Source organism: Armatimonas sp. (genome assembly GCF_043757465.1).
Taxonomy (GTDB): domain Bacteria; phylum Armatimonadota; class Armatimonadia; order Armatimonadales; family Armatimonadaceae; genus Armatimonas.
This window is the reverse complement of record NZ_JAYVPL010000116.1, coordinates 17,677-43,215: the sequence shown is the minus strand read 5'-3', so window position 1 is coordinate 43,215 and position 25,539 is coordinate 17,677. Positions and strand designations below refer to the sequence as shown.

Sequence of the window (25,539 nt, the reverse complement as noted above, 5' to 3'; positions counted from 1 at the left end):
GGGGGAAGGTTTGGGGGAATTGCGTGCTCTTTACCCAGTGAGCAACGTCGCCCGTAGCTCCCGGTAGCGGCGCTCGTCGCCCTGGACGACGAAGCTCAACTCAATCGCCGCGCCGTGTGGTGTCGGGTGCGCGACCTCCAGGCTGAACTGTGCAACGCGGCCTTCTAAAGTGCTTTTTAGTCTCTGGCAGGTCTCGCCAAGCGTAGACCATGGGGCACGAATACGCACGAAATCGGCGAAGGTCTCGGGTTGGGCATTGGCACTCCAGAGGTCGCTTTTCTGGCGGCTCTCCAGCCAGCGCTCGCCGTCGTCGGGATCGCCGGGCGTACCGCCGAGCTGCTGGCAGACGGCGTAGGCGAGCTGAAAGTGCCCGGTCTGGATCAGCTCATCGCCCTCGAAGGCAAGCACAAGACGCTGGGGCGCGATGAGGCGCGCTAGTGCCGGCCTTGCGTCGCAGCGGTGGATCAGGCGCAGGGCATCGCAGGCGTCGCTAAAATCTCCAAAATCAAAGACGGCCCAGGCGCGGGCCTCAGGCTGGGGGCGCATCTTCAGTGTGGCGGCGACGATAATCCCACCGTGTGAAGTTTGCGAGAGCGTGATCTCCTGAAAACTGCCGTAGCGCCCGGAAAAGAGCCCGTGGGCATCGGTGGCGATGCAGCCGCCGACCGTTGCCAGGTTCGCACTGCCCAAAATCTGTCCGAGCGTGTAGCCGTGGCCAGAGAGCTGCTCCTCAATAGCCGCGACCGTCAGGCCCGCACCCGCCGTGACGGTGAGGTCTTCCTCGCTCCACGAGAGCTCTGTCAGCCGCGACGTGTTTACGGCAATATCTACTGGCGCAAGCTCACCCGTGCCACTCCCGCCGCCCACTGCCCGGAGTGTTTTGTTATTGGCCGCTGCCCATGCTACGAGTACTGCCACTTCCTCGCCGCTACCCGGCTGCGCGACGGCTTCGCACAGCACGGGGCGCGTCTTTAAGTGGGGCGGGAACCAGGAGCGCCAGGCTTGCTGCCGGGAGTCCAGATCGGTAAGAAGCTCAGGTGTCATTACTTCTCTTTGTACCCGATTGCTGTCTGCGCGGTACAATACCTTTGTGAAATCCTCTTATTTACTACCTCTACTCTCTATGGCACTGTTCCTCGGCAATCCCCTAGTCCATGCCCAGAGCTTGCCGCTGGCCCCCGCTACCAAAGAAGCGCTCAGTGAGCTCTCGACGGGGATGGAGCTGGAGGCACTGGCGGGTGGGTTTCTGGTGGTGGCTCCCTCCACGACGATGCTGGGGGAGACGAAGCTTGATCCAAATTTTGGACTGAAACTCTCGCGGCAGATTGCGGTCTATGCCCCGGTGACGGGCGGCGGCTTCAAGCAGGTTGTGGCCGTGCGCCACGACTCCAGCGACCGTGCGTTTGCGCTGAAAGTGGCTCGACTGGCAGGGCGACTGCTTCGGCTCCACAAAGAAAAGATGGGGCAGGAGGCCAGCTACCAGCAGGATGAGGAAGTGGCCCAGGTGTGGCTGGCACGGGTGAAGGCACCGCACAAGGCCAAGGCAGCGGCAGAGACCCAGGTAAACAATGTCTACCTCTTCGAAGTGGCGGAGCCGCGTAAAGAAATCGAGTGGGCACGGACAATTGCGCACGAGTGGGGGCATCTGGTTCTCCTCGCCGCGCGTGGCTACAAAGACCCGGAGAACGATGCGGCGGGTTTTTTAGGCGAGCGCTTGTTTCTGAAGTGGCTGCGTGAGGATGCGCTGGCACTGCTACGCAAGACAGACGATTTCTGCGAGCGCGAGGGCTTGCAGCTCTACTACGACCGGCAGCTTGCTCCCCTCATGGCCCGCTACAATGCCGCCGGGCCTGCCGATAAGCGGCTTAGTCAGCTTAACACGGAAGGGATGGACTACTACATCGGGATGGCACTAGACACCGATGACGTTTTTGGCTCTAAAGTGCTTGGGTTCGCGCTGTATCACCTGGAAAACACGACACCGGGTGCACTGGTGAACGCTGTCCGCAATGCAGTCTTTCTCCAGACCGAGCTGCGTGTCAAGCTCCCCGCCTGGGTGCCTCTTGCGCCAGATACCTACGCCGTGAGTGGCCCCGCAGGAAAAGTGATGCTCGATGTCCGCCCCCTGGATCCGTCGAAGCCGGTGCCCTTCAAAGTGGCTGCGCCAGGTTACAAGCGCATCAAAGCCGTCTCAGGGGCTATTCCCTCTGTATTACTGCGTCGGGGTGCGCCCAAAAAATGACGCCGTACAAGGCCACGCTGGCGTCGCCGTGTAAACTCAACTTGACACTGGATGTGGGGACGCCGCGCCGTGACGACTTTCACGAAATAGACTCACTAGTGGTGCTTCTCTCGCCTAGCGACGAGCTCACGGTCACGGTTAAGCCAGGGCCGCGCCTGGTGAAGCTGATTCTAAAAGACCGTCGCCCGGACGCGGTAGCCATCGAACCCGTGCCCAAGGGGGTGGAGAACCTGGCGCACAAAGCCGCGCAGCTCGCCCTAGACACACTCGCACCTGGGAAAGAGATCCAGGTCTGGATCACGCTCGCCAAGCGCCTGCCGGTGCAGGCGGGGCTGGGTGCGGGCAGCTGCAACGCCGCCACGGTGCTTAGAGCCGTCGGAGAGGCACTGGGCAGCTCACCCGAGGCACTTCTGCCGCTCGGCGCGCAGCTCGGCTCCGATGTGGCACTGTTTCTCGCTCCCCTCCTTCCGTTATCGGCTGGGGGAGGAGGGCTTGTGCGTCTGCGCGGGCGCGGCGAGAGGATTGAACCCGTTGCTCTCACGCTTCCCAAGCTGTACGGTGTCCTTGCACGGCCCGCTATCGGCGTTCCTACCGGCCCCGCCTACGCACTTCTCGATGCGCTTGCAGGGCGCACACCCGGCAACGCCACGGAGCGGCTGCTTGCCGGAGAGAGCTTATTAAGTGCGCTCTCCAACGACTTTGAGGCCGCCGTCTTGCCTGCGTATCCCGCAGTCGCCGCCGTTCACACCGCCCTCACCGATGCCGGGGCGCTGCGGGCGCTGCTCTGTGGCTCGGGCTCGTCGGTGTTTGGGCTGGCGCGAGATCGGGCGCACGCGCGGGAGCTGGTGAAAACACTCGCCGGAAAAGTAGCCTGGCTGAAGCTGGTGGAGAGCTTATGAGTACCCAGAATATCGCCGCTCTCGTGCTGGCGGGGGGAGTCGTAAAAGACAAACACGCTGCCTCCTGGGAGCCATTGCTACCGCCAGGAGTGCGCAACCGGGCACTGCTGGAGTTAAACGGCAAACCCATGTACCAGCATGTCGTGGAGACCTTGCAAGCGACCCCCGGAATCAGTCGGATTTTGCTCGCGGGCGATGTGCCGCTTCTGCCCGGCTGCACGCCCGTGCCTGGTGGGGAGTCCATGGTGGACACACTTCTCAATGGCGTTACCGCCCTAGATTCCTCCGAGACGCGTTTCTTAGTTGCCACCGCCGACATTCCTTTTCTTACCGCTCAGGCCGTGACGGATCTACTCGCCGATGCCCCGGAGAGTACGGACTTTGTGTACTCGATCATTCCCGCCAAAGTCTGCTATGATGCCTTTCCGGAGATGCGCCGCACGACCCTGAAATTATCTGAGGGAGAGTTCACGGGGGGAAATCTCGTCATCTTAAACCCGGAGTTTCTGCGAACCCGTGAGGCCGCCGTCCGCCACGCCTACGCGCTGCGCAAGAACGTCCCCGGCCTCGCCGCCCTGCTCGGCCCCAGCACTATCTTGCGCCTACTGGCCTCTCGTGTCGCGCCCTCGCTGCTGACGCTACCGCAGCTTGAAGCCGCTGTCAGCCGCCTGCTCGGTGGAGCGACGGCCCGCGCGATTGTCTCGAACCACGCCGGAGTGGGAGCCGATGTAGACCACCCCGAAGATGTGGCATTGGCACGAAACTATCTGGAATGAGAAAAAATCGGGCAGTAAAAGTTTCATAATGGTTTATTTCCCCGGCAATTTTTGGAGGAAAAGCAAAAATCTTTAGAGGCGGTATACTGTAATTAGTTATTTTATGACTTAAGGAGTCGCTTTTTGGAAACTCTGCCTCCCGGCAAGCTGCGTTTTATCCCCCTTGGGGGAGTTGGTGAGATCGGTAAAAATCTCTATGTCTATCATGTCCTGGATCAGCTTCTGATTGTGGACTGTGGGCTGAAGTTCCCCGATGAGAAGATGTTTGGAGTGGATCTGGTTCTGCCCGATGTGCGCTGGCTGGTTGAAAACAAAGCCGCCATTCAGGCTATTGTCATCACCCACGGCCACGAAGACCATATTGGGGCGCTCTCGTTTGTGCTGCCACAGCTCGGTAACTCGGTGCCCGTCTATGGCCCGGCGCTGGCGCTGGGGCTGGCTAAGAACCGGCTGGGAGAGAAGCGGCTCCTCGATAAAGTCAAGCTCATTGAGTACGGCCCCGACGATGTGTTGCAGCTTGGGCACTTCGTGGTCGAGCCCGTGCGTGTGGCTCACTCTATCCCGGACTCCTTTGGTCTGGCGATCCGCACCCACGCGGGTATCGTGCTCCATACCGGAGACTTCAAGCTGGATCAGACGCCTGTGGATGGCTTGCTCTTTGATATCCCCAAGCTCTCCCGAATCGCCGAAGAGGGAGTGCTCGCCATTGTCTCCGACACTACCAATGTCGAGCGGAGCGGCTACGTCCCCTCGGAGCGCATTGTCGGCCAGGCATTTGATCGGGTGATCAGTGAGGCACCGGGCCGGGTGATTATCGCCAGCTTCGCCAGTCAAATCCACCGGATGCAGATGGCAGTAGACTCCAGCAAGAAGTACGGCCGCAAAGTCGCCGCGCTGGGGCGTTCCATGGCACAGAATATGGACATGGCCGCCGCGCTGGGCTACCTCTCGGTGCCGGAGGGAATCCGGATGCGCGCTGATGATATCAGTAACTGTAAGCCCAATCAGATCACCATTCTTACCACCGGTAGCCAGGGCGAGCCGCTCGCGGGCCTCTCACGAATGGCGGCGGGCGACCACCGGCAAGTGACCATCCAGAAAGGCGATACGATCGTACTGTCATCGTCGCCAATTCCCGGCAATGAGTCGGCGGTCTGGCGGGTGGTCAACAAGCTCTTCGCACTGGGGGCCAATGTGATCTACGATGCCCTCATGCCGGTGCACGTCAGCGGGCACGGCTACTCCGAGGAGCTAAAGCTGGTTCTGAATATCACCAACCCACAGTACGTCATTCCCGTGCACGGTGAGCGGCGGATGCTCGCTCTCTACGCCCGGCACGCCCGGGACATGGGCTGGCTTCCCGAGGATGTCTTCGTGCTGGAGCTGGGCGATGTGCTGGAGCTAGACACCAGTAAGGGCGAGATCGTGGACCGGATACCTTCGGGTGCGGTGCTCATTGATGGCGACACGGGCCAGGAGATTCACGAGCTGGTTCTTCGCGACCGGCAGTTCCTCGCCAACGATGGTTTCCTCAATGTTGTGGTCGTTCTCGACTCCGAGAGCGGCGAGCTGATTGGAGGGCCGGAGTTTCTCTCACGTGGCTGTTTCTACATGGACAGCGCCGATGAACTTCTCGCCGAGGCTGCCACGGTGGTGGAGAAGCTTCTGGAAGACGAAGACAACGAGGAAGAATCCCCCCGCGAGCCGGAAGCGCTCCAGGGCGATATCCGGATGGCTCTCAAGAAGTTCATTGAGAAGCGCACGGGCCGCCGCCCGGTGATCCTGACCTCCGTCATGCGTGTGTAAGAGAGTCTAGGCAATTGCAAATGCCCCGCTCGCCCTACAGGGTGAGCGGGGCATTTTTATTTACATTTTTTGTAAGAAAAAGCAGCTCGATAGGTGTGGAATAGTTCGTTTGTTTCCAATAATCAATGCGGGCGAGTTACTCAACATCTCTCAACATCTCGCCCTCTCTAAATAGCGCTAGAGAAAAGGAAACATAAACCATGGTTTTAAATCGAACAAATCTTAGGAGAATCGTGCCAGGTGTCTTGGCCGTAGGAGCACTCCTGGGAGCGACCTCGGCTCAGGCTCAGGTTACTTTTGGTAGCCTCCCTGTGGGTAGTTTAAATAACTACTCACTCTTGACTACTACGGGAGGGATTCCCGGGGGATTTTCTCAGTTTGGGGCAACACAGACTGCTGCGTATTCGGGGATCAATGGGGGACTTAATATCTCTGGCAACCTCATCTCCGCGGCCTTCAGTAATGGCACCGAGCTGATTTTTGCGTACCAACTTCGGACATCTACGGGTAATGCTGCTGTCGCTAACTTCTCCGTTGCGGGTTTTGGTGGACGGACGCTGACGTTTGGTGCGACGAGCGATACAGATCTCGACGGGGCTGGTCTGCTGACGAACGCGATTACATCAACTCCAGATACGGATCAGCGCTCCAATGCAGGTGATCAGGGATCAAGCGTAACCTTTGGTACCACGGCTGCGCTCACTCAAAACCAGAATGGCTCCATTTTTCTCCTGCGCATGGCGGGCACAACAGGAGATATTGTTACTAATGGAGGGGCGGCAGTGCTCGGTGGTGGTGTTTCAGCTAATACCAATGCTAATGTAATCACCACTACTCCTTCAGGTGGCGTTGCACCCGAGCCGGGGACGCTGGTTCTGGCGGGTCTGGGAATCGCGGGTCTGGCAATCCGCCGCCGCAAGCACTAGGCTCACAAAGCCTCTGGCTTAACGAACCAAAAACCTCCTCGGTATGCATGCTACCGGGGAGGTTTTGTTTTAGTTCGCTTCCGGGTACGATCCCAGGATTGTGACGAAGAGGCTGTGTTCCTCTAAGAGCTTTAGGGCGCGGCTGACCTGGGGCTCTTTGTGGTGGCCCTGGATGTCTATAAAAAAGACGTACTCCCACGGGAGCTGCTTGGTGGGGCGGCTCTCGATCATCGTGAGGTTGATGTCGTGGGCATCGAAAGCGGCCATGGCGCGCATGAGTGATCCCGCCCGGTGCTGCACGGAAAAGAAGATACTGGTCTTGTCCTTGCCCGACGGTTGGGGGGTGTTCTCCCCAATCACCAGAAAGCGCGTGCGGTTGTGCGGCGAGTCTTCAATATGCTGGGCGAGCAGGGGGATGCCGTAGAGCTCGCTGGCGATACTCGTGGTGATGGCGGCGCTGGTCGGGTCGGCAGCGGCGAGCGTGGCGGCTTTGGAGTTTGACGTGGCATCAATGACCTCGATGCCAGTTCCCAGAGTATCGCGAATCCAGTTACGGCTCTGGGCATAGGCCTGCGGGTGGGCATAGAGCCGCTGGATCTCGGAGAGCGTCTCGGCCTTGCTCGCCAGATTGTGCACCACGGGAACATAGACCTCCGCGCAAATCTTGAGGCGCGTGCCCTTCTCGTGGAACATGTCCAGAGTGTAGGGGACGATTCCCTCGGTACTATTCTCCACGGGGACGACCCCATAGTCTGCCTCGCCGCGTTCGACGAGTGCAAAAACATCGGGTATAGTGTCAGCGGCCTTTAGCTCGGAGGAAGTGCCGAACTTGTCGAGTGCCGCTTGGTGGGAAAATGTCCCTGCTGGGCCAAGGTGCGCGACACGGATCTGTGCCTCCAGTGCCCGCATCCCAGAGAGGATCTCCCGGAAGATCGCACGAACCGCCGTGGGCGGAAGCGGTCCCTGGTTGGCCTCTTCGAGACGCTCGAAGATCTGGCGCTCACGCTCAGGCGAGAAAAACTTGGTCTGGGTGCGTGTTTTAGAGTGACCGACCTCCTGGACGACATGCGCCCGCTGGGAGAGAAGGTCGAGAATCTGGGCATCGAGGGCGTCAATCTGACGCCGGAGTTCTTGAAGCGACATACGTGTCCAGGATTATATCAAGGTATGCAATTTTATGCCTGACTGGTTTCGCCGCCCCGCCCCTGCCGTTGCACCGGAGGGAGCTTTCACCAAGTGCACCACGTGCGGAGCGATTCTCTACACCAAAGATTTTGAACGTGATTTCAAGGTCTGTATTAAGTGTGGCTACCACCATCGCCTCACCGCAGATGAGCGCATCGCTATCACTGCCGACGAAGGGAGCTTTGTCGAGTTCGGACGGCGCGAGCTTCGGAGTGAGGATTTCCTACAGTTCCCTGGCTATGCGGACAAGCTGATCGCGGGGGAAGACGGGGACGATCCCCGCACTGATGGCCTAGTTACCGGCGTGGCAACTCTGAGTGGGCAGCCCTGCGTCTTGGCGATCTCTGATTTTGAGTGGGGACGCCTCGCGGGAACCATGGGAAGCGTCTTTGGCGAGAAGTTCGCCCGCGCCGCCGACCGCGCTCTCGACGAGGAAAGTGCACTCATCACGTTCTGCGCCTCAGGGGGCGCACGGATGCAGGAGGGCCTCACCAGCCTGATGCAGATGGCCAAGACCAGCCTCTCCGTGGCGCAGCTAGACCGCGCGAAAGTGCCCTATATTGTCGTGCTCACCAACCCCTCAACGGGCGGAGCCGTGGCTTCGTACGCCAGCCTCGGGGATGTGATCTACGCGGAGCCGGGCGCGACCGTCGGGCTTTCTGGCGAGCGGGTCGCCGCGCAGGCACAGACAGCCAAGCCGCCCGCCAACTACCGCACCGCCGAGTTTATGGAAGAGCATGGGCAGCTCGACAAGATCATCGCTCGTAAAGATTTAACAACGACGCTGGCAAAGACGCTTGCTTTTTTAGGGTCCTGAAACGAATTGGAAAACATGAGTATCCAAGAGTTTGAGCAATTTCTTGCCGAACTTGACGACAATATAGCGAAGCTGGACCAAGCGGCTCAGCGGACGGCAAATACAACGGCTTCGGCTGAGGCGCAGAAGTTGCGTATGCAACGAGATAGCTACGTGGAACGTTTTTTTGCTAAACTGACACCCTGGGACAATGTCCTGCTGGCACGCCATGCCCAGCGCCCCTACGCGCTCGACTACATCAACGCGCTCTGTGATGACTTTGTCGAGCTACACGGCGATAGGCTTTTTGGCGATGATGGCGCCTTAGTGGGTGGTTTCGCACGCTTGGTCGGGCACAGCGTGATGGTGCTTGGGCAGCAAAAAGGCCGCGACTTAAAAGAGCGTCAGCGGCGCAACTTCGGCTACATGAAGCCGGAGGGCTACCGTAAGGCATTACGACTGATGCAGCTCGCCGGGAAGTTCAACAAGCCCGTCGTCTCGTTTGTGGACACTCCTGGTGCTGACCCCAATGTCCCCTCTGAAGAACGTGGTATCTCCGAGGCCATCGCCCGTAATCTCAGAGAGCTTGCGATTCTCCCCACCCCGACCATTGCGATTGTGATCGGCGAGGGCGGCTCCGGCGGCGCTCTGGGCATCGCCGTGGCAGACATCGTTCTCATGCTGGAGCACAGCTTCTACTCCGTAATCGCCCCCGAGGGCTGCGCTGCCATTATCGCAAGAGATGCCACCAGGGGCTCCGACGCCGCCCGCTGGATGAAAGTGACAGCGCACGATGCGCTCGCTCTGGGCTTGATTGACGGCGTGATCAAAGAGCCGCTCGGCGGTGCTCACCGCGACCCCGCCGCCACGGCTGAGTCCCTGCGAGATGCCATCAGCAACGCCCTCGCGCAGCTCACTCCACTCACCACCGATGCGCTCCTCAACCGTCGTGCCAAACGCCTACGGGGAATGGGGCGGTTTCAAGCGATAGAATAGCGATATGGCACAGAGGCGAAAGAGCTTTTCCGAGTACACATTGGCTGAGGCGTTTGAGGCCGTCGGCATCACCGAGCCTCAGCGCTGGCAGCTTTCCGTCGCCCCAAAAGCACCGGGGAGCTACTTCGACGAGAACATGCGTCGCTTGGAGGCGTTTGACACGCTCCGCTCCGAGGGGGCGCGGCTATTGCTGGTAGATGCCATTCTTCAGGAGGCGATTCAGCCGTATCACAAGCTCCGCGTTTTCAAAGAAGCGACGCTTCGCTCTGAGCTTGCGGGAGGGCTGGTGGACTACGTGGTTGCGCCCCGTGCTGGTGTCGTGACCCTTCCCATCGCCTGCATCGCCGAGGCCAAGAAGGACGATTTCGATAAAGGGCTGGCGCAGTGTTTAGTGACCATGCACGCCGCCGCCCAGCTCAATGCCGCTGCCAATCACAAGGCCGATGTCTACGGCATCGTTACCAACGGCACCACGTGGCAGTTTTACCAGCGCCTGCAAAACGGCGAGTTCTACGGCACCCTTCCCTCGTCCATTGCGAGTATCGAGATCATCTTAGGCATCCTTGATCATCTCTTCGCCCAGTGTGAGGCGAGTTTGGTTGCCCCCTGACCCCCGCCGGGCAGGGGAACCATAAGGAATCTGATTCCTCTTATCTTCCCCCACGTGTGGGGGCTAGGGGGCTAGGCACAGGCGGCGGATTGATGGAGGCTTTGGCTTCGTCCGCCGTGAGCTCGCGGATTTGGATGTCCTTGAGACCTGCGACGGTGTTGTAGCAGGCGATTCCCAGGGGGCGTGACACTTCGACTTCGGAGCGGATGCCGATCTTACGTCCCTCGGTCTTGACACCGACTACTTGCTTGTCGTCAATCCAGGCCGTGATGCCTCTTTCACTTACCCGAACCCGGATCTTGTACCAGCGCTTGTTCTCAAAAGCCATAAAACGCGCCGTCTCGTTACGGGCAGCGTCTTTGCCATCCAGGCTGGAGAGCCCCACGACGCCGCCATTCCAGCCGCCGACGATAAAGCTACAGGGGGCGTCTTTGACAGGAAACGTCAGGCCGCAGAAAAAGTCGTTGCCCTCGATGCGCTGGGCTTGGAGGGAAATCTCGTAGTTGAGCTTAGGGAGCATCGCGGTGTCGCCTGACCAGGTGATTCCGGTCATTTCATCACCCTTTGCCAGCACTATCCTGCCGTCCTTGACCGTGACGGCACCCTCATCGCCAAACGGGGTACTCTTCCAGTTCATAAGAGTCTTGCCATCGAAAAGCGGCTTCCACGGCGGGGTTACCTGTGCAGAGAGCGGAAGGGCTGCGAGAGCGATGAGGCTGAGTAGAGCGAGCGATTTGATGTGTGGCATGTTACTTCTCAATCAAGTAGTAAAGCGTGTCGGGGCGGAGCAGAATGATCTTGGCGTTGCCTACTTTGGCGACGGGGTAGCCGTTGGTGTCCAGCGCGGTGACGGTGAGCGACGCAGCATCGGGGCGAGTGAGGATGACCGTGCCGTTGAGGTTTTTGACGAGAATCGGAGCACCGCCCAGGCTCTCGATGCGCTGCAAGCCTTTCTCTGCGGGCACGGTCTTCCAGCCCCAGTTTTTATCCTCGGACATCACTTGAAGGAGTAGCTTTTTGGACGTTGTAAGAGGCTGTCCATCGAGTGCGACCAGCGTGATGGTGCCGTACTCAAGCTGGCTGGTGACCGTCATCCCAGGCAGTGTCACCGTGCCCGCATCGGCCAGAAAAACAATTTCTCGTCGCATGGCACTATGGTACCTGTTCACGAGGCGAGGCGAGGAAACCCTGCGTGCTCGATAAGGCGTGGGTAGGCCCACTCCAAAAGCAGCTTGAGATTCTCGATATCAGCGCGGTTGTAGGCCAATAATCGGGCGAGCGCTTCTTTATCGCGGCGGCGCTCCCAGCGGCTCCAGAGATAGACCGCGTCCATTCCGCTCATGCCCTCCACATCGTCCGTGCGCTGGATGCCTAGCCGGTGCTCGATGGCCTTCAGACCGCCCGTCTGGCCTAGGCGGCGCAGCGCGGGGCACAGATCAATGTGGAGCTGATCGAGTGCCAACTCGGGGAAGCGGCGTCGCAGAAACGGCAGGTCGAAGCTCGTGCCAAAAAAGCTCACGAGCAGCTTATAGTCTTTAATGTCACCCACAAAATCCTCTAAATTTTGCCCTTTAACATACAACCGTGTCTCGAAGCCATCGAAGAGCCCAATCACTGTTATTGCGTTGGCATCGTAGCCACCGTCGGTTTCTATATCCACGTAGGCGACACTCTTTCCAAATACCTCTGCCCCACGCCAGAGGGCGACAGGGGGGAGGTTCTTCTGAAACCAGCGGGAGTCCTGGCGCTCTAGGGCAGCAACCGACGCTTCGAGGGTGGGGAGGAGCAGGTTTTTCTTTGTTTCAGAGAGGGGGAGCCGGGCTGGTGTGCTCAGGGCCGCCTCCCAGCTCAGGATTCCCTCCTCCCAGAGGCGCTGCTCGCTGGTAGTGCCCAGCCCTTGTGCATGACAAAACGTAGCGGTTAGCATCTTATTTCTAAGTAAGAATACCTGATTTTTGGGTTTTCCCTTACCGTCGGTCTGCTTCTTGCGCTACACTGCCCTGAAGGAATCTTGAATATGAAGCGGATCATTCTAAAATCTACGATTGCATTAGGCTCGGCTTTGATCGCAACCGTGGCACAGGCTCAGGGACTGGGAGCAGCGCAGCCCTACAATGTTTATGTTTTGGGCAGTGCCTGGCAGCAGGGCGCTGACGCTGAGGGCGGTGTCGCTGTGGGTGGCAACCTGAACGTGGGCGACTGGGGCTTCACCACGGGCTGGAACGGCGGCGGCAAGCTGGTCGTGGGTGGTGATCTGAATAACCAGGGTCATAGTGTCCATCCTGATGGTGTCTTTGCGGGCGGCAACCTAAACTACGCACAAACTCTCACCTCGAACGGTGGGGTACAGGCCAACGGTAATGTCTTTATTGCGGGCGGGCAGCCCAGCAGTGTCAAGCACGGTGGCAGCTTCGGCTACACCGGCACCGAGACCTTCCCGACGAGCAGTGGTTTTAGCAGCGCTCCGGTAGATTTTGGCGCGACCAACTCGTTTTTATTGTCGCAGTCGGCCTATCTAGGGGGCTTGAGCGGCGTCAGTATCACCGATGTCTCAGGCACGGGTGGCTACGTCAACCTGGATGCGTCCGGGGGCGGGCTGAAGGTCTTCAATTTTTCTGAGAGTGCCTTCGAGAATAGCTGGTTTATCAACTTCGACAATGCTGCACCCGATACCACGGTTCTGGTAAATGTCGCGGGCACTAATGTCACGGCTCCCAATGGCAACTACCTCTACAACTGGGTGAGCTACCCGGATGGTCCTGGAGCGGGCAATGTTCTTTATAATTTCCACGAGGCAACCAATCTCCATGTGGACGCGATGGGGGGCTCGATTCTGGCACCCAAGGCGGCTCTTGATTTTGACTATGGCGTGATCTACGGCAGTGTTGTTGTGGGGCAGCTCGGGACTCAGAACGATCCTTCCGTGGGACAGTTCAATCAGCGAGATAACTATGGCAATGATATTAAGTTCCGTGGTCGTCTGCCACAGATCCCTGAACCAGGTACGCTGGTGCTGGCTGGTTTAGGACTGGCTGGGCTGGCTCTGCGTCGTCGCCGCAAGTAAGCGCAAACCTTCCTTCACCTACCCTCTGCCGGGAGTCCCGGCAGAGGGTTTTGTTGTCTGTATGTCGAAGTTAGCCCCTGTGATACTTTGTGTCGGCCTTACCCCGACGGTGCAGCGCACGCAGCGCTTTGCACACTTGATGCTGGGCGAGGTCAACCGGGCCACGGAGACCACCACAACGGCCTCAGGGAAGGCGGTGAATGTGGCGCGGGTGCTGCACACACTCGGTGCGCCGGTCTCTCTCATCCAGCCTTTGGGCGGCGGCTCGGGACACTTTGTTCACGAAAACCTCCCATTTGAGCAAGAAATTATCTGGGCCCAAGACAATGCCCCAACACGGACGTGCTGCACACTGCTCAGTGATGACAGAGCTACCGAGCTTGTCGAGGAAGCCTCGCATCTCTCGGAGGCCGATACGGAACGCATCATTGCTGCTGTACTTGCCAAACTCCCCGCCGCGACAGTGCTGGCGCTCTCGGGTTCTCTGCCGCCCGGTGTGGCTTCTGATTTCTATGCCCATCTCTGTACCGCCGCTTCCGTTCCTGTGGTCGTGGATGCGCAGAAAGCGCCCCTGCGCCTTGCACTGTGTGCGCAGCCCTATCTCGTCAAGCCCAATCGCCAGGAGGCTGTCGCAGCGCTTGGGCTGCCCGAAAGCACGGATGCCTTAGGCTGCGCACAGGCTCTGTGTGCCGCCGGGGCACAGAACGCCCTGGTCTCGGAGGGCAAGGCGGGAGCCGTCTTACTGACGGGCGAGGGTGTGGCGTGGCGGATTCTGCCGCCCGAGATCACCCCGCTCAATCCCATTGGCTCAGGGGACGCGCTCATGGCGGGCTTGCTCTTTAGCCACTTTGTGCAGCAAGAAACACTCCTGAACTCCGTGCGCTTTGGGACCGCGTGCGCTGCCGCGAACTGCCTCACCCTGACATCAGGAGTGGTGCATCCCGAGGATGTTAACCAATTGCTTTCCCAAGTTGTCTTAGAGTCGGTACAATAGATCAGATTCTCCTATGGCACAGTTCTCCTATGGCACAGCAACAACAACTTACCCCTGAACCTCAGCGCTACGACGAGCAGACACTCCGTCAGGTAATCCAGTTCGCGGATCGCCTCCAGACCGAGCACAAAGAGCGCTACTCCGCCGACGATATCGAGAAGATCGCTGCTGAGATTGGGGTGCAACCGGAGTTCGTCCAAAAAGCGCTCAATGAGATCGAGGACAAGCACGACGCGCAGCAGAAAACGGAGGCGGTGAAAAAGCCCGCGATCCCGGTCGTCACTGTGCAAGTTAATCAGGCCATGCGGCAGGCAGGCCAGGAAATGCGGGGAACTGCTAAAAACTTCATCCAGGTCGTAGCGCAGCGCTTGGATGCGGCGGATGTGCCGCAGATGAAGAACTATGTGGGAACTTGGTGGGCAACCGCGTGGGCACTGATGCCCATTGCAGGCAAACTCTCCGGTGCACTTGATGATGTTTTTGTCCCTGCTGCGGTGGCTACCTATGTTGGGTTTGGTATCTATCTGGGCAAACGCCTGCAAGTCAAACAAATTGAGGCAAAGCTGATGGCGAAAGCGTCGGTTACTCCCGCACCGGTAGAAATCACGCCGCCGCCACGCTACTCCGTAGAGACAAGCGGCGTCTCGCGCGATGAGCTTCTAGCCCAGATGATTCAGATTCAGAAGCGCTTAGAAGGTGGACGAGTGCGCCAGGCATTTTTGAGCATTGATGTCGTTAGCTCCAACGAGCTGAAGCGCTCCGCCGATGAGCTTCTCGTCGAATATTCATTCAATCAGTACCGGCGCTTCGTCGAGGAAATTGTTCTGGCCGAGGGCGGGCAGGTGCAGTCCACGGCAGGCGACGGGACAATGGCGATGTTTGCGTCCGATGCGGCAGCGGTGCGGGCGGCGCTGCGGCTTCAGGAGAAGATGGCGAGCTTCAACGCGGAGCACAACCGCCTGCCCCGTCCGTTTCAGGTTCGGTGTGGCATCAATGCGGGCGAGGTCGCCCTCATGCCGGGGGCACCTATCGGGCATCTCCAGAGCGCCGTGATTGACCGCGCCGCTGCCCTGCAAAAATCCGCATCCTCCGGCGATATCATCGTCTCCGGCGATCTTTCCGCCGAGGGACTGTCGGCTCTGGGCCGCTACGGTAGGCATGCCGAGAGCCCCGAGGGAGGCGTGCGCGGCTTCTCTTGGCGCGCCGGGTTCTAAAACAGGGGGCTAGATTAGATCCCCTTTGCCGTGCTGACGGAGAGCTCCCGCACCTCGTCTGCGGTTACTTCATGGCCTAGCTTTTCGGAGAGGTAGATTCCCTCGGAGATCAGCATGGTGTTGAGGGCCAGATCCATAGTGGGCAGGAGCGTGTCGTTACCCAAAAGTACACTGACCCAGTGGCGCTGGCTATTGTCGCGCGTGTCCGTGTCGCCGTCTTCCGTGCGCAGCTTGCGCCGCCGGTAGGCCGCCGCGCCCATAGACGCGCCACCGTCTATGTCCAGATCGCCCTGCGACGTGAAATAGCCAAAGGGACGTAAGCGTGCCCCACCGTCGCTGCCGAGAATGAACGAGCCCTCCAGCGTGTCTAAGTGCATCGCCCAGGCTTCGAGAATGTCTAGCGCAATCCCATTGGAGAAATTAACGAGCCCGGTTCCTAGCTCCTCCACTGAGTAGCCCGAGAGTGCTTGGCGCTTGGGATCCATCGCTACTTTCTGAAACGTGCGGCCACAGATGCGCGTGGGAGTCGGGTTGCCCAGCAGCCAGAGCAGCTCAGAAATATGGTACACCCCCATGTCGTAGAGCGCGCCGCCGCCGGAGTTCTCTTTCTGCACGAAAGTTGGCTTGCCGTAGCCATCCACGTAGGGCCGACCGCGCCGCCGGTGGCCGTTGGTGCGGGCATAGTAAACCTCGCCGAGCGCACCGTCCTCAATCAGCTCCTTGACCGAGCGCACTTCGTTCGAATAAATCCCCGCGAGCTGGATATGCAGCATCTTGCCAGATGCCTCTGCTGCCGCCTTCATCGCCAGGGCATCGGCATAGGCTCCGGCCATCGGTTTCTCGCAGTAACAGTGCCGCCCCGACGCTAAAACCGTCTCGACGCCCGCGCGGTGAAAATTATTGTGCAGACACACATCCACGGCGTCTAAGTCGTCGCGCTTTAGCATTTCGTGGGCGGAATAATACACATTCGGAATCCCAAATGTCTTGGCGCTCGTGTCCGCCGCCGACGGCAAAATATCCGCACAGGCGACCACATTGGCCTCGGGGATTTCTTGATACGTCTTGAGGTGCTGCTGGGCGATCTGTCCGCAGCCGATAATGCCAATCCGAACTTCCTTCTTGCTCATGCGGCTAGGTTCGCCAGAGCGCGAGTGGGTTCCTGCTGCGGGCGGAACTGGGCTTCGTGGAGGCGCTGGTAGATGCCGCCGGAAGTGACAAGCTCCTGGTGGCAGCCTTGCTCGGCGACACCCGTCTCGTCCACGACCACGATTCTATCGGCGTTCTGGATCGTGGCAAGGCGGTGGGCGATCACCAGAGTGGTGTGGCCTACGGAGAGCTCGGCCAGTGACGCTTGAATAGCACGCTCGGTCTCGGTGTCTAGCGCAGACGTGGCTTCGTCAAGGATCAGAATGGGGGGATTTTTAAGAAACATCCGCGCAATCGCGAGGCGCTACTTCTGACCGCCCGAGAGCGGCTCGTAGAACCGCGGCACGAGTGAGCAGATCGTGGTCTTGCCCGCACCGCTCGGCCCGACAAAGGCGACCGTCTCGCCGGGATAGATCGTGAGGTTGATGTTATCGAGCACGGCGTTGATCTTCTCCACGGGGCGGAAGAACACATTGACCAGTAGCAGAAAACCCATAAAACCGCCGACCGTCAGCTCGCCGCGAAGAACATAGAACGCTCCGGCGATCATCACAAAGAGCTGGACAATACGCATGGTCATGTAGCTCAGCGACATGCTCTTGGACATTAGACGATAGGCATCGAGCTTCGTGTCACGATAGGCTTCGTTGTCCTTGGCAAAGAGCTTGCGCTCGTGGTCCTCGTTGGCAAAAGCCTGCACCACCCGCATCCCGCCGACATTCTCTTCAATGCGCGCGTTGAAGTCCCCGATACGGCCAAAGAGCGCCCGCATGTTGAGCGTCATCGCCCGCCCGTAGCGTGTCGAGACCCACGTCATCGGCGGTACGACAAGCCCCGTGATCAGCGCGAGCGTCGGGTTCAGCGTGAACATCAGCCCAAACGAGCCCAGAAACGTCATCACGGCTAGTGGGAAGGCCAGCTCCAGCAGCCCCGAGATAACGGCACACGAAAAATCAATCAGAAACAAGCGGCGGTGGGGGCGGTAATAGGCGAAAAACTCACGAAGCATAGGATTGTTATATCGTGTCAGGAGATTCCCCGGATGGCGTAGTAGACTACCACCCAGCCGTTTTTTTCTCTTTGCACCAGGCACGTCCCAAACGTACCTCCACGCCCCGATGTGCGCCAGCCCGTCTCCACCTTGGCTTGGTTCGCCGCGATCCAGCGCACATTATTGGCAGAGAGAATCACGCCCTCTTGCCCCGTTGCCTTATCGAAGACCTCGAACCTGCGTGGCTTGACTGCCGAGCACGGCTTGACGGCGGGCTTATTATTACGGAAGCGTGCCATAAAAGAGGAAGACGGATCGGCGCGATTCACGGAGAGAAAGTAGATTTCGGGGAACTTGATTCGGGTAATGAAGCTAAACTGGGGAGGGAGCTTTGCCATATGGAAGCGAAAAACAGCCTCGCGGATGTCGTCTTCGGTTTGCTGGGAAAACATACTCTATAATAACCCATGTCCTCCCAGTCCTCCGAGATTATCGTCCCAGGTCGCGCGGATTTTATCGCCGCCAAGCCCACACCGTCTGTCATCCGTGTGGCGCAGAGATGCAGCAATGCTATTATTGGGGTGCTGGGCATCAGCGGTGTAGACTACGAGCCCAACGAGCTGGAGCGGTTGCGGGCGCTGGCGGGGGAGCGGGTTTTACTGACGCCCAATCACCCCACTAACACCGACCCGGCGCTAGTTTTTCATCTCTCCGCGCAGGTGAATCAGCGCTTCCGCTACCTGGCCTGCCGTGAGGCGTTTGACACCTGCCTGGGGATCTGGGGCCATGTCATCAAACGCATCGGGGCGCACTCGGTGATTCGAGGAACAGCAGACCGAGCGAGCTTTCGGGCAACGCGGGAGCTGCTCGCCCAGCCCGCCGCCAAGCTGGTGATCTTTCCTGAGGGCGAGGTGTATTCGCAAAATGACACGCTCCTGCCGTTTCATGATGGGGTTTTTCAGCTCGCGTTCTGGGCGCTGGAAGATGCCCGAAAAGAAGACCCATCGGCGAATCTCTTTATCCAGCCGGTCGCACTGAAGTACAAGTTCACGTCGGACATGCGCCTGCCGATTCTCTTCTCGCTCACGCGGCTGGAGCACTTCACCGGCTCCCCGATCCCGCACACCGCCAGCACCTACGAGCGCCTGCGTGGGGTTGGGTTTGCGATGTTGCGCTCGCTAGAGAAAGAGTACCGTTTGCCCTCGCCTAAAGAAAAAGACGAGGATCTGGAGTCGGATTTCACGCCGCGCTTAGACGCTATCAAAGAAGCAATTCTCCAGCGTGTCGCGCTGGCTGTTGGCATCCCCGACCCACGTGGCGAGACGCTTCCTGAGCGCATGCGGACACTGATCCATGCCATCGAGACCGTCACGCGCGACGAAACTAATCTCTTGGCGAAAACACCCTACGACACCGAGCTGCGCCGTCAGCAACGCGAGCGTGCGCGGCCCCTCTTGCGTGATCTGGATCGCATCGCCAACTGGATCGCTGTCTACGATGGCTACGTAAGAGAAGACCCCACCCCTGAGCGCCTCTTTGATCTTCTCATCCGCCTGGAGCGCGAGTGCTTCGGCAAGTCACTGCTCACCGGCCCTCGCCGCGCCCGCGTCGCCCTCCCCGAGCCGATCAACTTGGGAGACAGACTCGCCGCCTACAAAGCCGCCCGCCGCGCCGAGATTCGCGCCGTCGCCAAAGAAGCTGAGAAGCGGATTTTTACAGAGCTGAGAGCCAGCTAAGTGCAACTGCAGCCGAGGCCATCACAGCGCTTCCAAAAGTTGTCACTGTGCTTGCTGTTTTCGGAGAAGGCTCTCACGGCACAGCTCTCCGGGCTAGAACCTGCGGAGAGGCTTGCTCTCTTTGCGGAACTCCTACGTCGCGTGAGACGGTTTCAAAAGCAAGTCTTAATGCTAATGGGAGCGTGCTTACTGACTTTTATTGGTGTTGGTGAGCTACTCACGCATACGGATGATGAATCTTCTCGCTTTAATCTTCTCATGGTACTTTTGGTTGTTTTTGGTGCGGGAGCCACTCTTCTTTGGCTGATGGTGGGATGGTTGGGCCACGAGAAGAACCGCCAGATCAATCGCCTTCTCAGTCACCTCTGGCAGACTCAGCTTGTGACATATGCGGAGTGGCCGCAGGCACTTCTCGCTTTGCTTGCTCTGATCGAGCAGACGAACTTGCTGCGTGACGATCAGTTGCGTTTATGGTGGTGGAACGAGACCTATCCCATTTTGGTACGCTGGCTCCCTCGAATGCTACCCGGTGAGCTTGGCCCCGACGAGTGCCGGACATTGCGTAAACTCCTAACAACCAACAGGGCACACGAAGACCTGCACGTGGCGATTCTCCTGGCACTGGGAACGGCGCGTGATCAGAAAGCGAAGCGAATCGCGACTCGGCTCTTTCGCCACAGCCCCTACGAGCGGGTGCGTGAGGCGGCGCAGGACTGTCTCAAGGCCCTGGAAACCACAGGCTAAGTATCCTACTTGCAGCCTTCCATTCCTTCGCAAGTACAGACTCGCACGTGATCGTGCAATACCTTGATCCCGTGTTTGCGGGCCGTGCTCAGTAGATGCTCCGTGTGCTCGGTGAAGCCGTAGGCCATCGGGACAGAGCACTTATCGTAGTGCGCGAAAGTTGCTCCTTGGGGAAGCGCTCGAATCGCTTTTTGGGCATCGGTGAGCGTGAAGAAATACTGGATGCGCCCGGTGCGTTGCTCCGCGAGCGTGTAGATCATCTGGCGTGGGCTGGTGCTGTGGTCAACCATAAGCCCGTAGTCGGTCTTGAGAATCTCAGGAATATCCGCGCAAGTCTCCTTGAAAACATAGATGATCAGCTTGCCCTCGGGTGTTCGCTGACCCACCTCATAATGTTTTCGTGCCTTGGCAGCGGCGTTGCAGGTATCCACAGTCGCATTGTGTCGATCTGCCTCTTTTTGTTCTTCAGGTTTGGGAGGAAAACAGAGCTTGAGGGGGCCGAACGAAACGAAAAGCCGCTCTGGTTCGATATGGGCTCCACAGGGACCACACCCAGCAAAACCGTGACTGTCCGTTGCGACTCGCCACTCACGCCAGGGAACCAGGCTGGTCTCGACATTTTTTGCCCGGAGAACAAGGAGGCCTGCCCCGATGAGAAGCGGGGGCATGAGAAAGAATCGGGCCAGAAACTTGGAAGTCATAGCGGTAGCTCCGTGAAGACGATGCGCTCGTAGAGATCGCTGAGGGGGATGCTGACTTGAAGTGCGGGAAGGTCGAGCATGGCATCTAGGCCGCGTAGCTCGGTGAGGAGCCAGTCGTTGTTTTCCTGGCGCTCGTAGCGCTCTACCAAGGGCTCGCTCTGGGAGATCAGGACGTAGTATTTCAGCGAGGCGAGCCTGCGGTAGTGGGCGAACTTTGCGCCCCTGTCGTAGGCTTCCGTGCTGGGGGAGAGGACTTCAAAGAGAGCGATGGGGTTGGTAACCGTGTCGAAGGTCTCGTCTACGAACGTGGGGTCGTCGCATATCACGAGGGCATCGGGGTAGGTGTAGAGGCGGGTGTCCGGGACGCTCAGGCGCAGGTCGGTGAGATGCGTCTCACACGGGCGGCCCCGGAGGCGATTGCTGAGCTCACGGCCTAAATTAGTGACGATCAGGCTGTGCTCGCGGGAGACGCCTGCCATCGCGTAGATCTCACTATTGATGAGCTCACTCTTATTCGCGGCGGCACGCTCAAGGCACAGATACTCCTCGGGAGTGAATCTCGGAACGGGAACTGCGGACATGGCGTTATTGTACCGAATATCTGTGGGGTATAATGTGCCGGGCGAGACCTCGCCCCCTGGCAAGGAGACTGTTTTATAAGATGGCAAAGGGCCAGAAGGCTGCGCTAGACGCGGCCAAGTACCGCCGGTTCTATGAGCAAATGGTGCATATCCGCGAGTTTGAAGAGGAGTGTCTGCGGGCATTCCAGCGCGGCGGACACGGCATCGGCGGCTACCTGCACCTCTACTCGGGTGAGGAAGCTATCGCTGTCGGCATCATCGGCGCACTCGACCTCGCAGCAGGAGACTGCTTAATCGGACACTACCGTGACCACGCCTACGCGCTTGCGGTCGGCTCACCCCCCGGTCCCGTGATGGCGGAGATCTGTGGCAAGTACGACGGCTGCTCGAAAGGCAAGGGCGGTTCGATGCATATCTGCGATGCGGAGCGCGGCTTTTACGGCGGCTACGGTATTGTTGGTGGCAACGTGCCGATTGCGCTCGGGCTGGGCTTTGCGCTCAAGTACCGTGCGCAAGCGGGGGTCGCGGTCTGCTTCTTTGGCGATGGTTCCATGAACCAGGGCGCGTTTCACGAGACCTTGAACATGGCGCAGCTCTACAAGGTCCCCGTGCTTTTTGTTCTGGAGAACAACGGCTACGCGATGGGCACCAGTATCGAGCGCTCCCACGCCAACACCGATCTGACGGACCGTGTGAGTAGCTTCGCCATGAACCGCAAGAAAATAGACGGCCAGAGCATTGTCACGGTGCACGAAGAGGTCAGTCAGATCATTGCGGACATGAAGAAAAATCCTGCCCCGTTCTTCTTGGAGTGCGATACCTACCGCTTCCACGGGCACGGAGCTGCCGACGAGGCGAAGCAAACCGTGGTCTACCGCACCCGAGCGGAGATCGAGGCCGCCAAGGCCAACCGCGACCCCATTGCGATTGCTGCAGAGCTTCTCCTGGAAGCGAAGATCATCACGGACGAAGACATTGTGAGGTTCCACGACGAGGCTGTGGTCGCGGCCAAAGCTGCGGTAAAGTTCTCCGACGATTCCCCGGTGCCACCTGCCGATGAGCTGCTAAAGGACGTGTACGCATTATGAAAGAAGCAAACGCATAATGGCAAAGCTACGCTACATAGACGCCCTCGCGCTCGCCCTGCGTGAGGAGATGCGCCGCGACCCGGACGTGTTTCTGGTCGGTGAGGAAGTGGCACAGTACCAGGGAACTCTGGAGCTCTCCAAGGGCTTCTTAGAGGAGTTTGGCCCGCGCCGCGTGATTGACACGCCCATCTCCGAGGTCGGGATTATCGGCCTGGGAATTGGCGCGGCAATGGCGGGCTTGCGTCCGGTCTGTGAGATGATGCGAATGGACTTCGCGACTCCCGCCTACGACCAGATTGTCCAGCACGCTGCCAAGATCCGCTACATGTTTGGCGGTCAGTTCCAGGTGCCGATGGTAATCCGTGGCCCCAGTGGCGTCGGGTTGCAGCTCTCGGCGCAGCACTCCCAGGCAATTGAAGTTCTCTTTGCACACGTGCCCGGTCTGAAAGTGGCCGTGCCCGCGACCCCTGCCGACGCCAAGGGAATGCTGCTCACGGCGATCCGGGACAACAACCCCGTGATGTTTTTAGAGTCGCTACGCATGTACTTCACCAAGCCCGACGAGCTGGAGGCGATCCAGCCGGGCCTCTCCGAAGTGCCCGATGGCCCCGATTTCTCCGTGCCACTCGGCCAGGCTAATGTGCTGCGCGAGGGCAAGGATGTGACCATTGTCGCCTATTCCTGGATGACAATCCAGGCGCTCAAGGCGGCTAATATTCTGGCAAAAGACGGTATCTTCGCCGAGGTGATTGACCTGCGCTCGCTCCTGCCGCTCGACATGAACACAGTACTGGCCTCGATCAAGAAGACACACCGTGCCGTGGTGGTGCAGGAGCAGTGGCCGCTCTATGGCTGTGCCGCGGAAATCTCCGCCCAGATCGGCGAGCGCGCATTCTACGATCTTGATTCCCCTGTGCTGCGGGTGACCGGTGCGTTTGTCCCGATGCCCTACGCCAAGAACTTAGAGAACCTCGCCTTCCCCACGGAAGTTGATATTGTCGCGGCGGCAAAACGTGCTCTGGGAGGCAAGTAAGATGGCAGCGATCATCATGCCCAAGATGGGCGATGCAATGGAAGCGGGCGTCATTGTCCAGTTCCTCAAAAAAGTCGGCGACACGGTAACCGCAGACGATGCGGTATTCGAGATCGAGACCGATAAGTCCAATGTTGAGGTTCCCGCAGGGGAAGCAGGCGTTGTTCACGCCATTCTTGTTGCCGCCGGTGCCGAAGTCAAGGTCGGCGACCCCGTGCTTGTCATTGGGCAGGGGACACCGCCCGAGGGCAGCCAACCCCCTAGCCCCCGCCCGGCGGGGGAATCCGTACAAGCCGCCGTTGCACCGACTGCGGCACCCGTCGCCGCTCCCGCGGCTGCGGCGGCAGCACCCGTTGTGGTGGCGACAAACCCCGCGAAGCCCTACGGAGAGAGCTACGTCTGTCAGCTTCCTGAGGGACTTGGTGGCTCGGCATCCGTGCTCAGTGATCCCATTGAGCTGGAAGGCTCCTCCCTCTCTGGTGGCGATGTGCGTGTTAAGGCTTCCCCCTTAGCGCGCGCAATCGCGGCGGCCAAGGGCGTGAACCTGGCGAGCATCAGCGCGGCAGGAACCATCACCGCGGCGGATGTCGAAGCGGCGGCAGCCTCCCCCCAACCCCCTCCGGCAAGCGACGGGGGAGTTCTTGCGGATGTTGTCGAGGTGCAGTCCTACAACGGGATGCGCAAGACCATCGCGCGGCGCCTCACCGAGAGCAAGCAGCAGATTCCGCACTTCTATGTCACGGTCGAGGTGGACATGGAAGCGCTTCTTGGACTGCGTGAGCAGGTGAATGCAAGCGGCGGCAATGTGAAAGTCTCCGTCAACGACTGCTTGCTCAAGGCCGTCTCGGTGGCGATGCTCACTGCGCCCAATGTGAACTCCAAGTTCGACGACAACAAGCGTCTGGTGAGCAAGAACCATCATATCGGCTTTGGAGTCGCTCTTGACGATGGCTTGATTGTTCCGGTGGTGCGCAATGTCCAGAGCCTGAGCCTGCGCCAGATCACGGCGGCGAGTAAGCCGCTGATCGAGAAGGCACGTGCCGGAAAGCTACAGCCTGCGGACTACACGGGCGGGACGTTTACGATCTCGAATCTAGGAGCGGTCGCCGAAGTGGAGAACTTCGCCGCGATTGTGAATCCTGGTGAGGGCGCGATCTTAGCCGTCTCCAGCACGCGCACGGTCGCCGCCGTCGTGAACGGGCAGGTCGTGCCGCGCAAGCGCATGAAAGTCACGCTCTCCGCAGACCACCGCGTGGTAGATGGTGCCGATGCTGCGGCGTTTCTGGGCGCACTCAAGAAAGCCATCGAAAATCCCCTGGAGTTGCTTCTGTAATGCACAAGGCACTAACCAACAAGCCGGTTTTTGATACGGAGAAAACCCTGTGGCGGATGCGGGAGTGGAAGACGCTCCCCGCACCCGTCGGAATGAACCGTGTGGTCGTGGAGTGGTGCGTCACCTACGGCCCCAAGGTCTTTATCTATCCCGCCGTCAAGCGCATCATCGGCTTCGACACGTGCGAAGGCTTCGGAGATGGCACGTCGGACGAGCGCTGGGCGGACTTGCTGGAGTTTGAGTACGTCCCGCAAGTTGTGAGGGCACTCGAAAGCGCGGGCTACCGCGTGCAGACCATCTGCGCCGACCAGCGCCCTATCCAAACCATGCGCCAGCGTCGCCGGGACACCGAGAAGCTCGCCGCCTCGCGCGGGGCGCACCACGGGCACCACATTTAGATTTACCAGGGTAAGCTCTAAGAAAATTCTCCCTCCTGTCGCAAATCTCGTGACGCTGTAAAATGAGGCTGCCACTTGCCCCCAACGGGTGCGAATTGCTCGTCCTTGAGAAAAACCTCGAAGGCATCTCTCATCTTGATGTAGAGATTGTTCTTCTTAAAAACTGCCTTTGCGCTGCGCTGTGTCTGTTCTAGGATGGGTGGTAGCTCCGATGCTTTGAGGGACATGGCTGGATTCCAAGGTTAGATTCCCCCGATTTTACCGCGGTTCCGACCCC

General features: G+C 59.3%; 26 protein-coding genes and 1 pseudogene. 17 read left to right on the top strand and 10 right to left on the bottom strand.

What is annotated here, in order from left to right; all coding sequences use genetic code 11:
* Positions 1-30: 30 nt before the first annotated feature.
* Positions 31-1,044 carry an FAD-binding oxidoreductase gene (locus tag ACH2ED_RS15620; RefSeq protein WP_395093003.1) on the bottom strand — a complete coding sequence of 338 codons (1,014 nt, stop codon included), beginning with the start codon at positions 1,042-1,044 and terminating at the stop codon, positions 31-33.
* 46 nt (positions 1,045-1,090) lie between these two features.
* Here ACH2ED_RS15620 and ACH2ED_RS15615 point away from each other — a divergent pair, with 46 nt between their 5' ends.
* The 5 genes from ACH2ED_RS15615 (at position 1,091) to ACH2ED_RS15595 (ending at position 6,649) form a co-directional block, all read left to right on the top strand.
* The gene (locus ACH2ED_RS15615; RefSeq protein ID WP_395093000.1) at positions 1,091-2,242 is read left to right on the top strand and encodes a hypothetical protein; all 1,152 of its coding nucleotides are present in this window, start codon (positions 1,091-1,093) and stop codon (positions 2,240-2,242) included.
* Positions 2,239-3,141 (top strand): 4-(cytidine 5'-diphospho)-2-C-methyl-D-erythritol kinase, encoded by a 903-nt coding sequence (locus ACH2ED_RS15610; RefSeq protein WP_395092998.1) that lies wholly within the window; start codon positions 2,239-2,241, stop codon positions 3,139-3,141. Before ACH2ED_RS15615 ends, ACH2ED_RS15610 begins: the two co-directional genes overlap by 4 nt.
* The gene (locus ACH2ED_RS15605; RefSeq protein WP_395092996.1) at positions 3,138-3,917 is read left to right on the top strand and encodes an NTP transferase domain-containing protein; all 780 of its coding nucleotides are present in this window, start codon (positions 3,138-3,140) and stop codon (positions 3,915-3,917) included. Before ACH2ED_RS15610 ends, ACH2ED_RS15605 begins: the two co-directional genes overlap by 4 nt.
* A 123-nt stretch (positions 3,918-4,040) precedes the next feature.
* On the top strand, positions 4,041-5,723 hold the full coding sequence (locus tag ACH2ED_RS15600) for a ribonuclease J (RefSeq protein WP_395092993.1): 1,683 nt from the start codon (positions 4,041-4,043) through the stop codon (positions 5,721-5,723).
* 233 nt (positions 5,724-5,956) lie between these two features.
* Positions 5,957-6,649, top strand: a complete 693-nt coding sequence (locus tag ACH2ED_RS15595) for a PEP-CTERM sorting domain-containing protein (protein WP_395092991.1) — start codon at positions 5,957-5,959, stop codon at positions 6,647-6,649.
* Positions 6,650-6,718: 69 nt separating this feature from the next.
* Here the strand turns inward: ACH2ED_RS15595 and pheA are convergent, their stop codons facing one another.
* On the bottom strand, positions 6,719-7,792 hold the full coding sequence (pheA, locus tag ACH2ED_RS15590) for a prephenate dehydratase (protein WP_395092988.1): 1,074 nt from the start codon (positions 7,790-7,792) through the stop codon (positions 6,719-6,721).
* A 34-nt stretch (positions 7,793-7,826) separates the two neighbouring features.
* Here pheA and ACH2ED_RS15585 point away from each other — a divergent pair, with 34 nt between their 5' ends.
* Genes ACH2ED_RS15585 through ACH2ED_RS15575 form a run of 3 tightly spaced genes read left to right on the top strand, consistent with a single transcriptional unit; the run spans position 7,827 to position 10,236 of the window.
* Entirely contained in the window at positions 7,827-8,651 is an 825-nt protein-coding gene (locus ACH2ED_RS15585) for an acetyl-CoA carboxylase carboxyltransferase subunit beta (protein WP_395092985.1), read from the top strand.
* 15 nt (positions 8,652-8,666) lie between these two features.
* Positions 8,667-9,626 carry an acetyl-CoA carboxylase carboxyltransferase subunit alpha gene (locus tag ACH2ED_RS15580; protein ID WP_395092982.1) on the top strand — a complete coding sequence of 320 codons (960 nt, stop codon included), beginning with the start codon at positions 8,667-8,669 and terminating at the stop codon, positions 9,624-9,626.
* 4 nt (positions 9,627-9,630) lie between these two features.
* Complete coding sequence (locus ACH2ED_RS15575; protein WP_395092980.1) at positions 9,631-10,236, top strand: hypothetical protein; 606 nt, start codon at positions 9,631-9,633, stop codon at positions 10,234-10,236.
* A 40-nt stretch (positions 10,237-10,276) separates the two neighbouring features.
* On the opposite strand, the gene ACH2ED_RS15570 is transcribed toward ACH2ED_RS15575, so the two are convergent.
* From ACH2ED_RS15570 to ACH2ED_RS15560, 3 genes are read right to left on the bottom strand one after another with little or no spacing between them, the layout of a single operon-like run.
* Positions 10,277-10,984: a DUF1080 domain-containing protein gene (locus ACH2ED_RS15570; protein WP_395092977.1), complete on the bottom strand. Its 708-nt coding sequence runs from the start codon at positions 10,982-10,984 to the stop codon at positions 10,277-10,279.
* Position 10,985: 1 nt separating this feature from the next.
* Positions 10,986-11,384, bottom strand: coding sequence for a hypothetical protein (locus ACH2ED_RS15565; RefSeq protein ID WP_395092975.1), 399 nt, complete (start codon positions 11,382-11,384; stop codon positions 10,986-10,988).
* Between the two features lie 17 nt (positions 11,385-11,401).
* The gene (locus ACH2ED_RS15560; RefSeq protein ID WP_395092972.1) at positions 11,402-12,163 is read right to left on the bottom strand and encodes a ribonuclease H-like domain-containing protein; all 762 of its coding nucleotides are present in this window, start codon (positions 12,161-12,163) and stop codon (positions 11,402-11,404) included.
* Positions 12,164-12,253: 90 nt separating this feature from the next.
* On the opposite strand from ACH2ED_RS15560, the gene ACH2ED_RS15555 reads away from it, so the two are divergent.
* From ACH2ED_RS15555 to ACH2ED_RS15545, 3 genes are all read left to right on the top strand, one after another.
* Positions 12,254-13,300 (top strand): choice-of-anchor A family protein, encoded by a 1,047-nt coding sequence (locus ACH2ED_RS15555; protein ID WP_395092969.1) that lies wholly within the window; start codon positions 12,254-12,256, stop codon positions 13,298-13,300.
* Positions 13,301-13,361: 61 nt separating this feature from the next.
* Positions 13,362-14,294 carry a 1-phosphofructokinase family hexose kinase gene (locus ACH2ED_RS15550; RefSeq protein WP_395092966.1) on the top strand — a complete coding sequence of 311 codons (933 nt, stop codon included), beginning with the start codon at positions 13,362-13,364 and terminating at the stop codon, positions 14,292-14,294.
* 29 nt (positions 14,295-14,323) lie between these two features.
* The gene (locus tag ACH2ED_RS15545; protein ID WP_395092963.1) at positions 14,324-15,508 is read left to right on the top strand and encodes a hypothetical protein; all 1,185 of its coding nucleotides are present in this window, start codon (positions 14,324-14,326) and stop codon (positions 15,506-15,508) included.
* A gap of 14 nt (positions 15,509-15,522) precedes the next feature.
* On the opposite strand, the gene ACH2ED_RS15540 is transcribed toward ACH2ED_RS15545, so the two are convergent.
* The 3 genes and pseudogenes from ACH2ED_RS15540 to ACH2ED_RS15530 all read right to left on the bottom strand — a co-directional run bounded on the left by ACH2ED_RS15540 (position 15,523) and on the right by ACH2ED_RS15530 (position 18,100).
* Positions 15,523-16,638: a Gfo/Idh/MocA family protein gene (locus tag ACH2ED_RS15540; RefSeq protein ID WP_395092960.1), complete on the bottom strand. Its 1,116-nt coding sequence runs from the start codon at positions 16,636-16,638 to the stop codon at positions 15,523-15,525.
* Positions 16,635-17,666 (bottom strand): annotated as a pseudogene (locus ACH2ED_RS15535) (ABC transporter ATP-binding protein). Before ACH2ED_RS15535 ends, ACH2ED_RS15540 begins: the two are co-directional and overlap by 4 nt.
* 17 nt (positions 17,667-17,683) lie before the next feature.
* Positions 17,684-18,100, bottom strand: a complete 417-nt coding sequence (locus ACH2ED_RS15530; RefSeq protein WP_395092958.1) for a hypothetical protein — start codon at positions 18,098-18,100, stop codon at positions 17,684-17,686.
* 15 nt (positions 18,101-18,115) lie between these two features.
* Between ACH2ED_RS15530 and ACH2ED_RS15525 the strand changes: the two genes are divergently transcribed.
* Together ACH2ED_RS15525 and ACH2ED_RS15520 are read left to right on the top strand one after the other, a co-directional pair.
* A complete protein-coding gene (locus tag ACH2ED_RS15525; protein ID WP_395092955.1) occupies positions 18,116-19,384 on the top strand; it encodes a lysophospholipid acyltransferase family protein in 1,269 nt (422 codons plus the stop codon).
* Positions 19,385-19,525: 141 nt separating this feature from the next.
* The gene (locus tag ACH2ED_RS15520; RefSeq protein WP_395092952.1) at positions 19,526-20,128 is read left to right on the top strand and encodes a HEAT repeat domain-containing protein; all 603 of its coding nucleotides are present in this window, start codon (positions 19,526-19,528) and stop codon (positions 20,126-20,128) included.
* Positions 20,129-20,133: 5 nt separating this feature from the next.
* Here the strand turns inward: ACH2ED_RS15520 and ACH2ED_RS15515 are convergent, their stop codons facing one another.
* The gene (locus tag ACH2ED_RS15515; RefSeq protein WP_395092949.1) at positions 20,134-20,829 is read right to left on the bottom strand and encodes a hypothetical protein; all 696 of its coding nucleotides are present in this window, start codon (positions 20,827-20,829) and stop codon (positions 20,134-20,136) included.
* The gene (locus ACH2ED_RS15510; protein ID WP_395092946.1) at positions 20,826-21,410 is read right to left on the bottom strand and encodes a Uma2 family endonuclease; all 585 of its coding nucleotides are present in this window, start codon (positions 21,408-21,410) and stop codon (positions 20,826-20,828) included. The genes ACH2ED_RS15515 and ACH2ED_RS15510 overlap by 4 nt, the downstream gene beginning before the upstream one ends.
* An 80-nt stretch (positions 21,411-21,490) precedes the next feature.
* Here ACH2ED_RS15510 and ACH2ED_RS15505 point away from each other — a divergent pair, with 80 nt between their 5' ends.
* The 4 genes from ACH2ED_RS15505 to ACH2ED_RS15490 are packed head-to-tail and all read left to right on the top strand — an operon-like array spanning position 21,491 to position 25,262.
* Positions 21,491-22,498, top strand: coding sequence for a thiamine pyrophosphate-dependent enzyme (locus tag ACH2ED_RS15505; protein WP_395092943.1), 1,008 nt, complete (start codon positions 21,491-21,493; stop codon positions 22,496-22,498).
* Between the two features lie 16 nt (positions 22,499-22,514).
* Positions 22,515-23,531, top strand: coding sequence for an alpha-ketoacid dehydrogenase subunit beta (locus ACH2ED_RS15500; RefSeq protein ID WP_395092941.1), 1,017 nt, complete (start codon positions 22,515-22,517; stop codon positions 23,529-23,531).
* Between the two features lies 1 nt (position 23,532).
* Complete coding sequence (locus tag ACH2ED_RS15495; RefSeq protein WP_395092939.1) at positions 23,533-24,864, top strand: dihydrolipoamide acetyltransferase family protein; 1,332 nt, start codon at positions 23,533-23,535, stop codon at positions 24,862-24,864.
* On the top strand, positions 24,864-25,262 hold the full coding sequence (locus ACH2ED_RS15490) for a hypothetical protein (RefSeq protein ID WP_395092936.1): 399 nt from the start codon (positions 24,864-24,866) through the stop codon (positions 25,260-25,262). The genes ACH2ED_RS15495 and ACH2ED_RS15490 overlap by 1 nt, the downstream gene beginning before the upstream one ends.
* Positions 25,263-25,539: the final 277 nt, after the last annotated feature.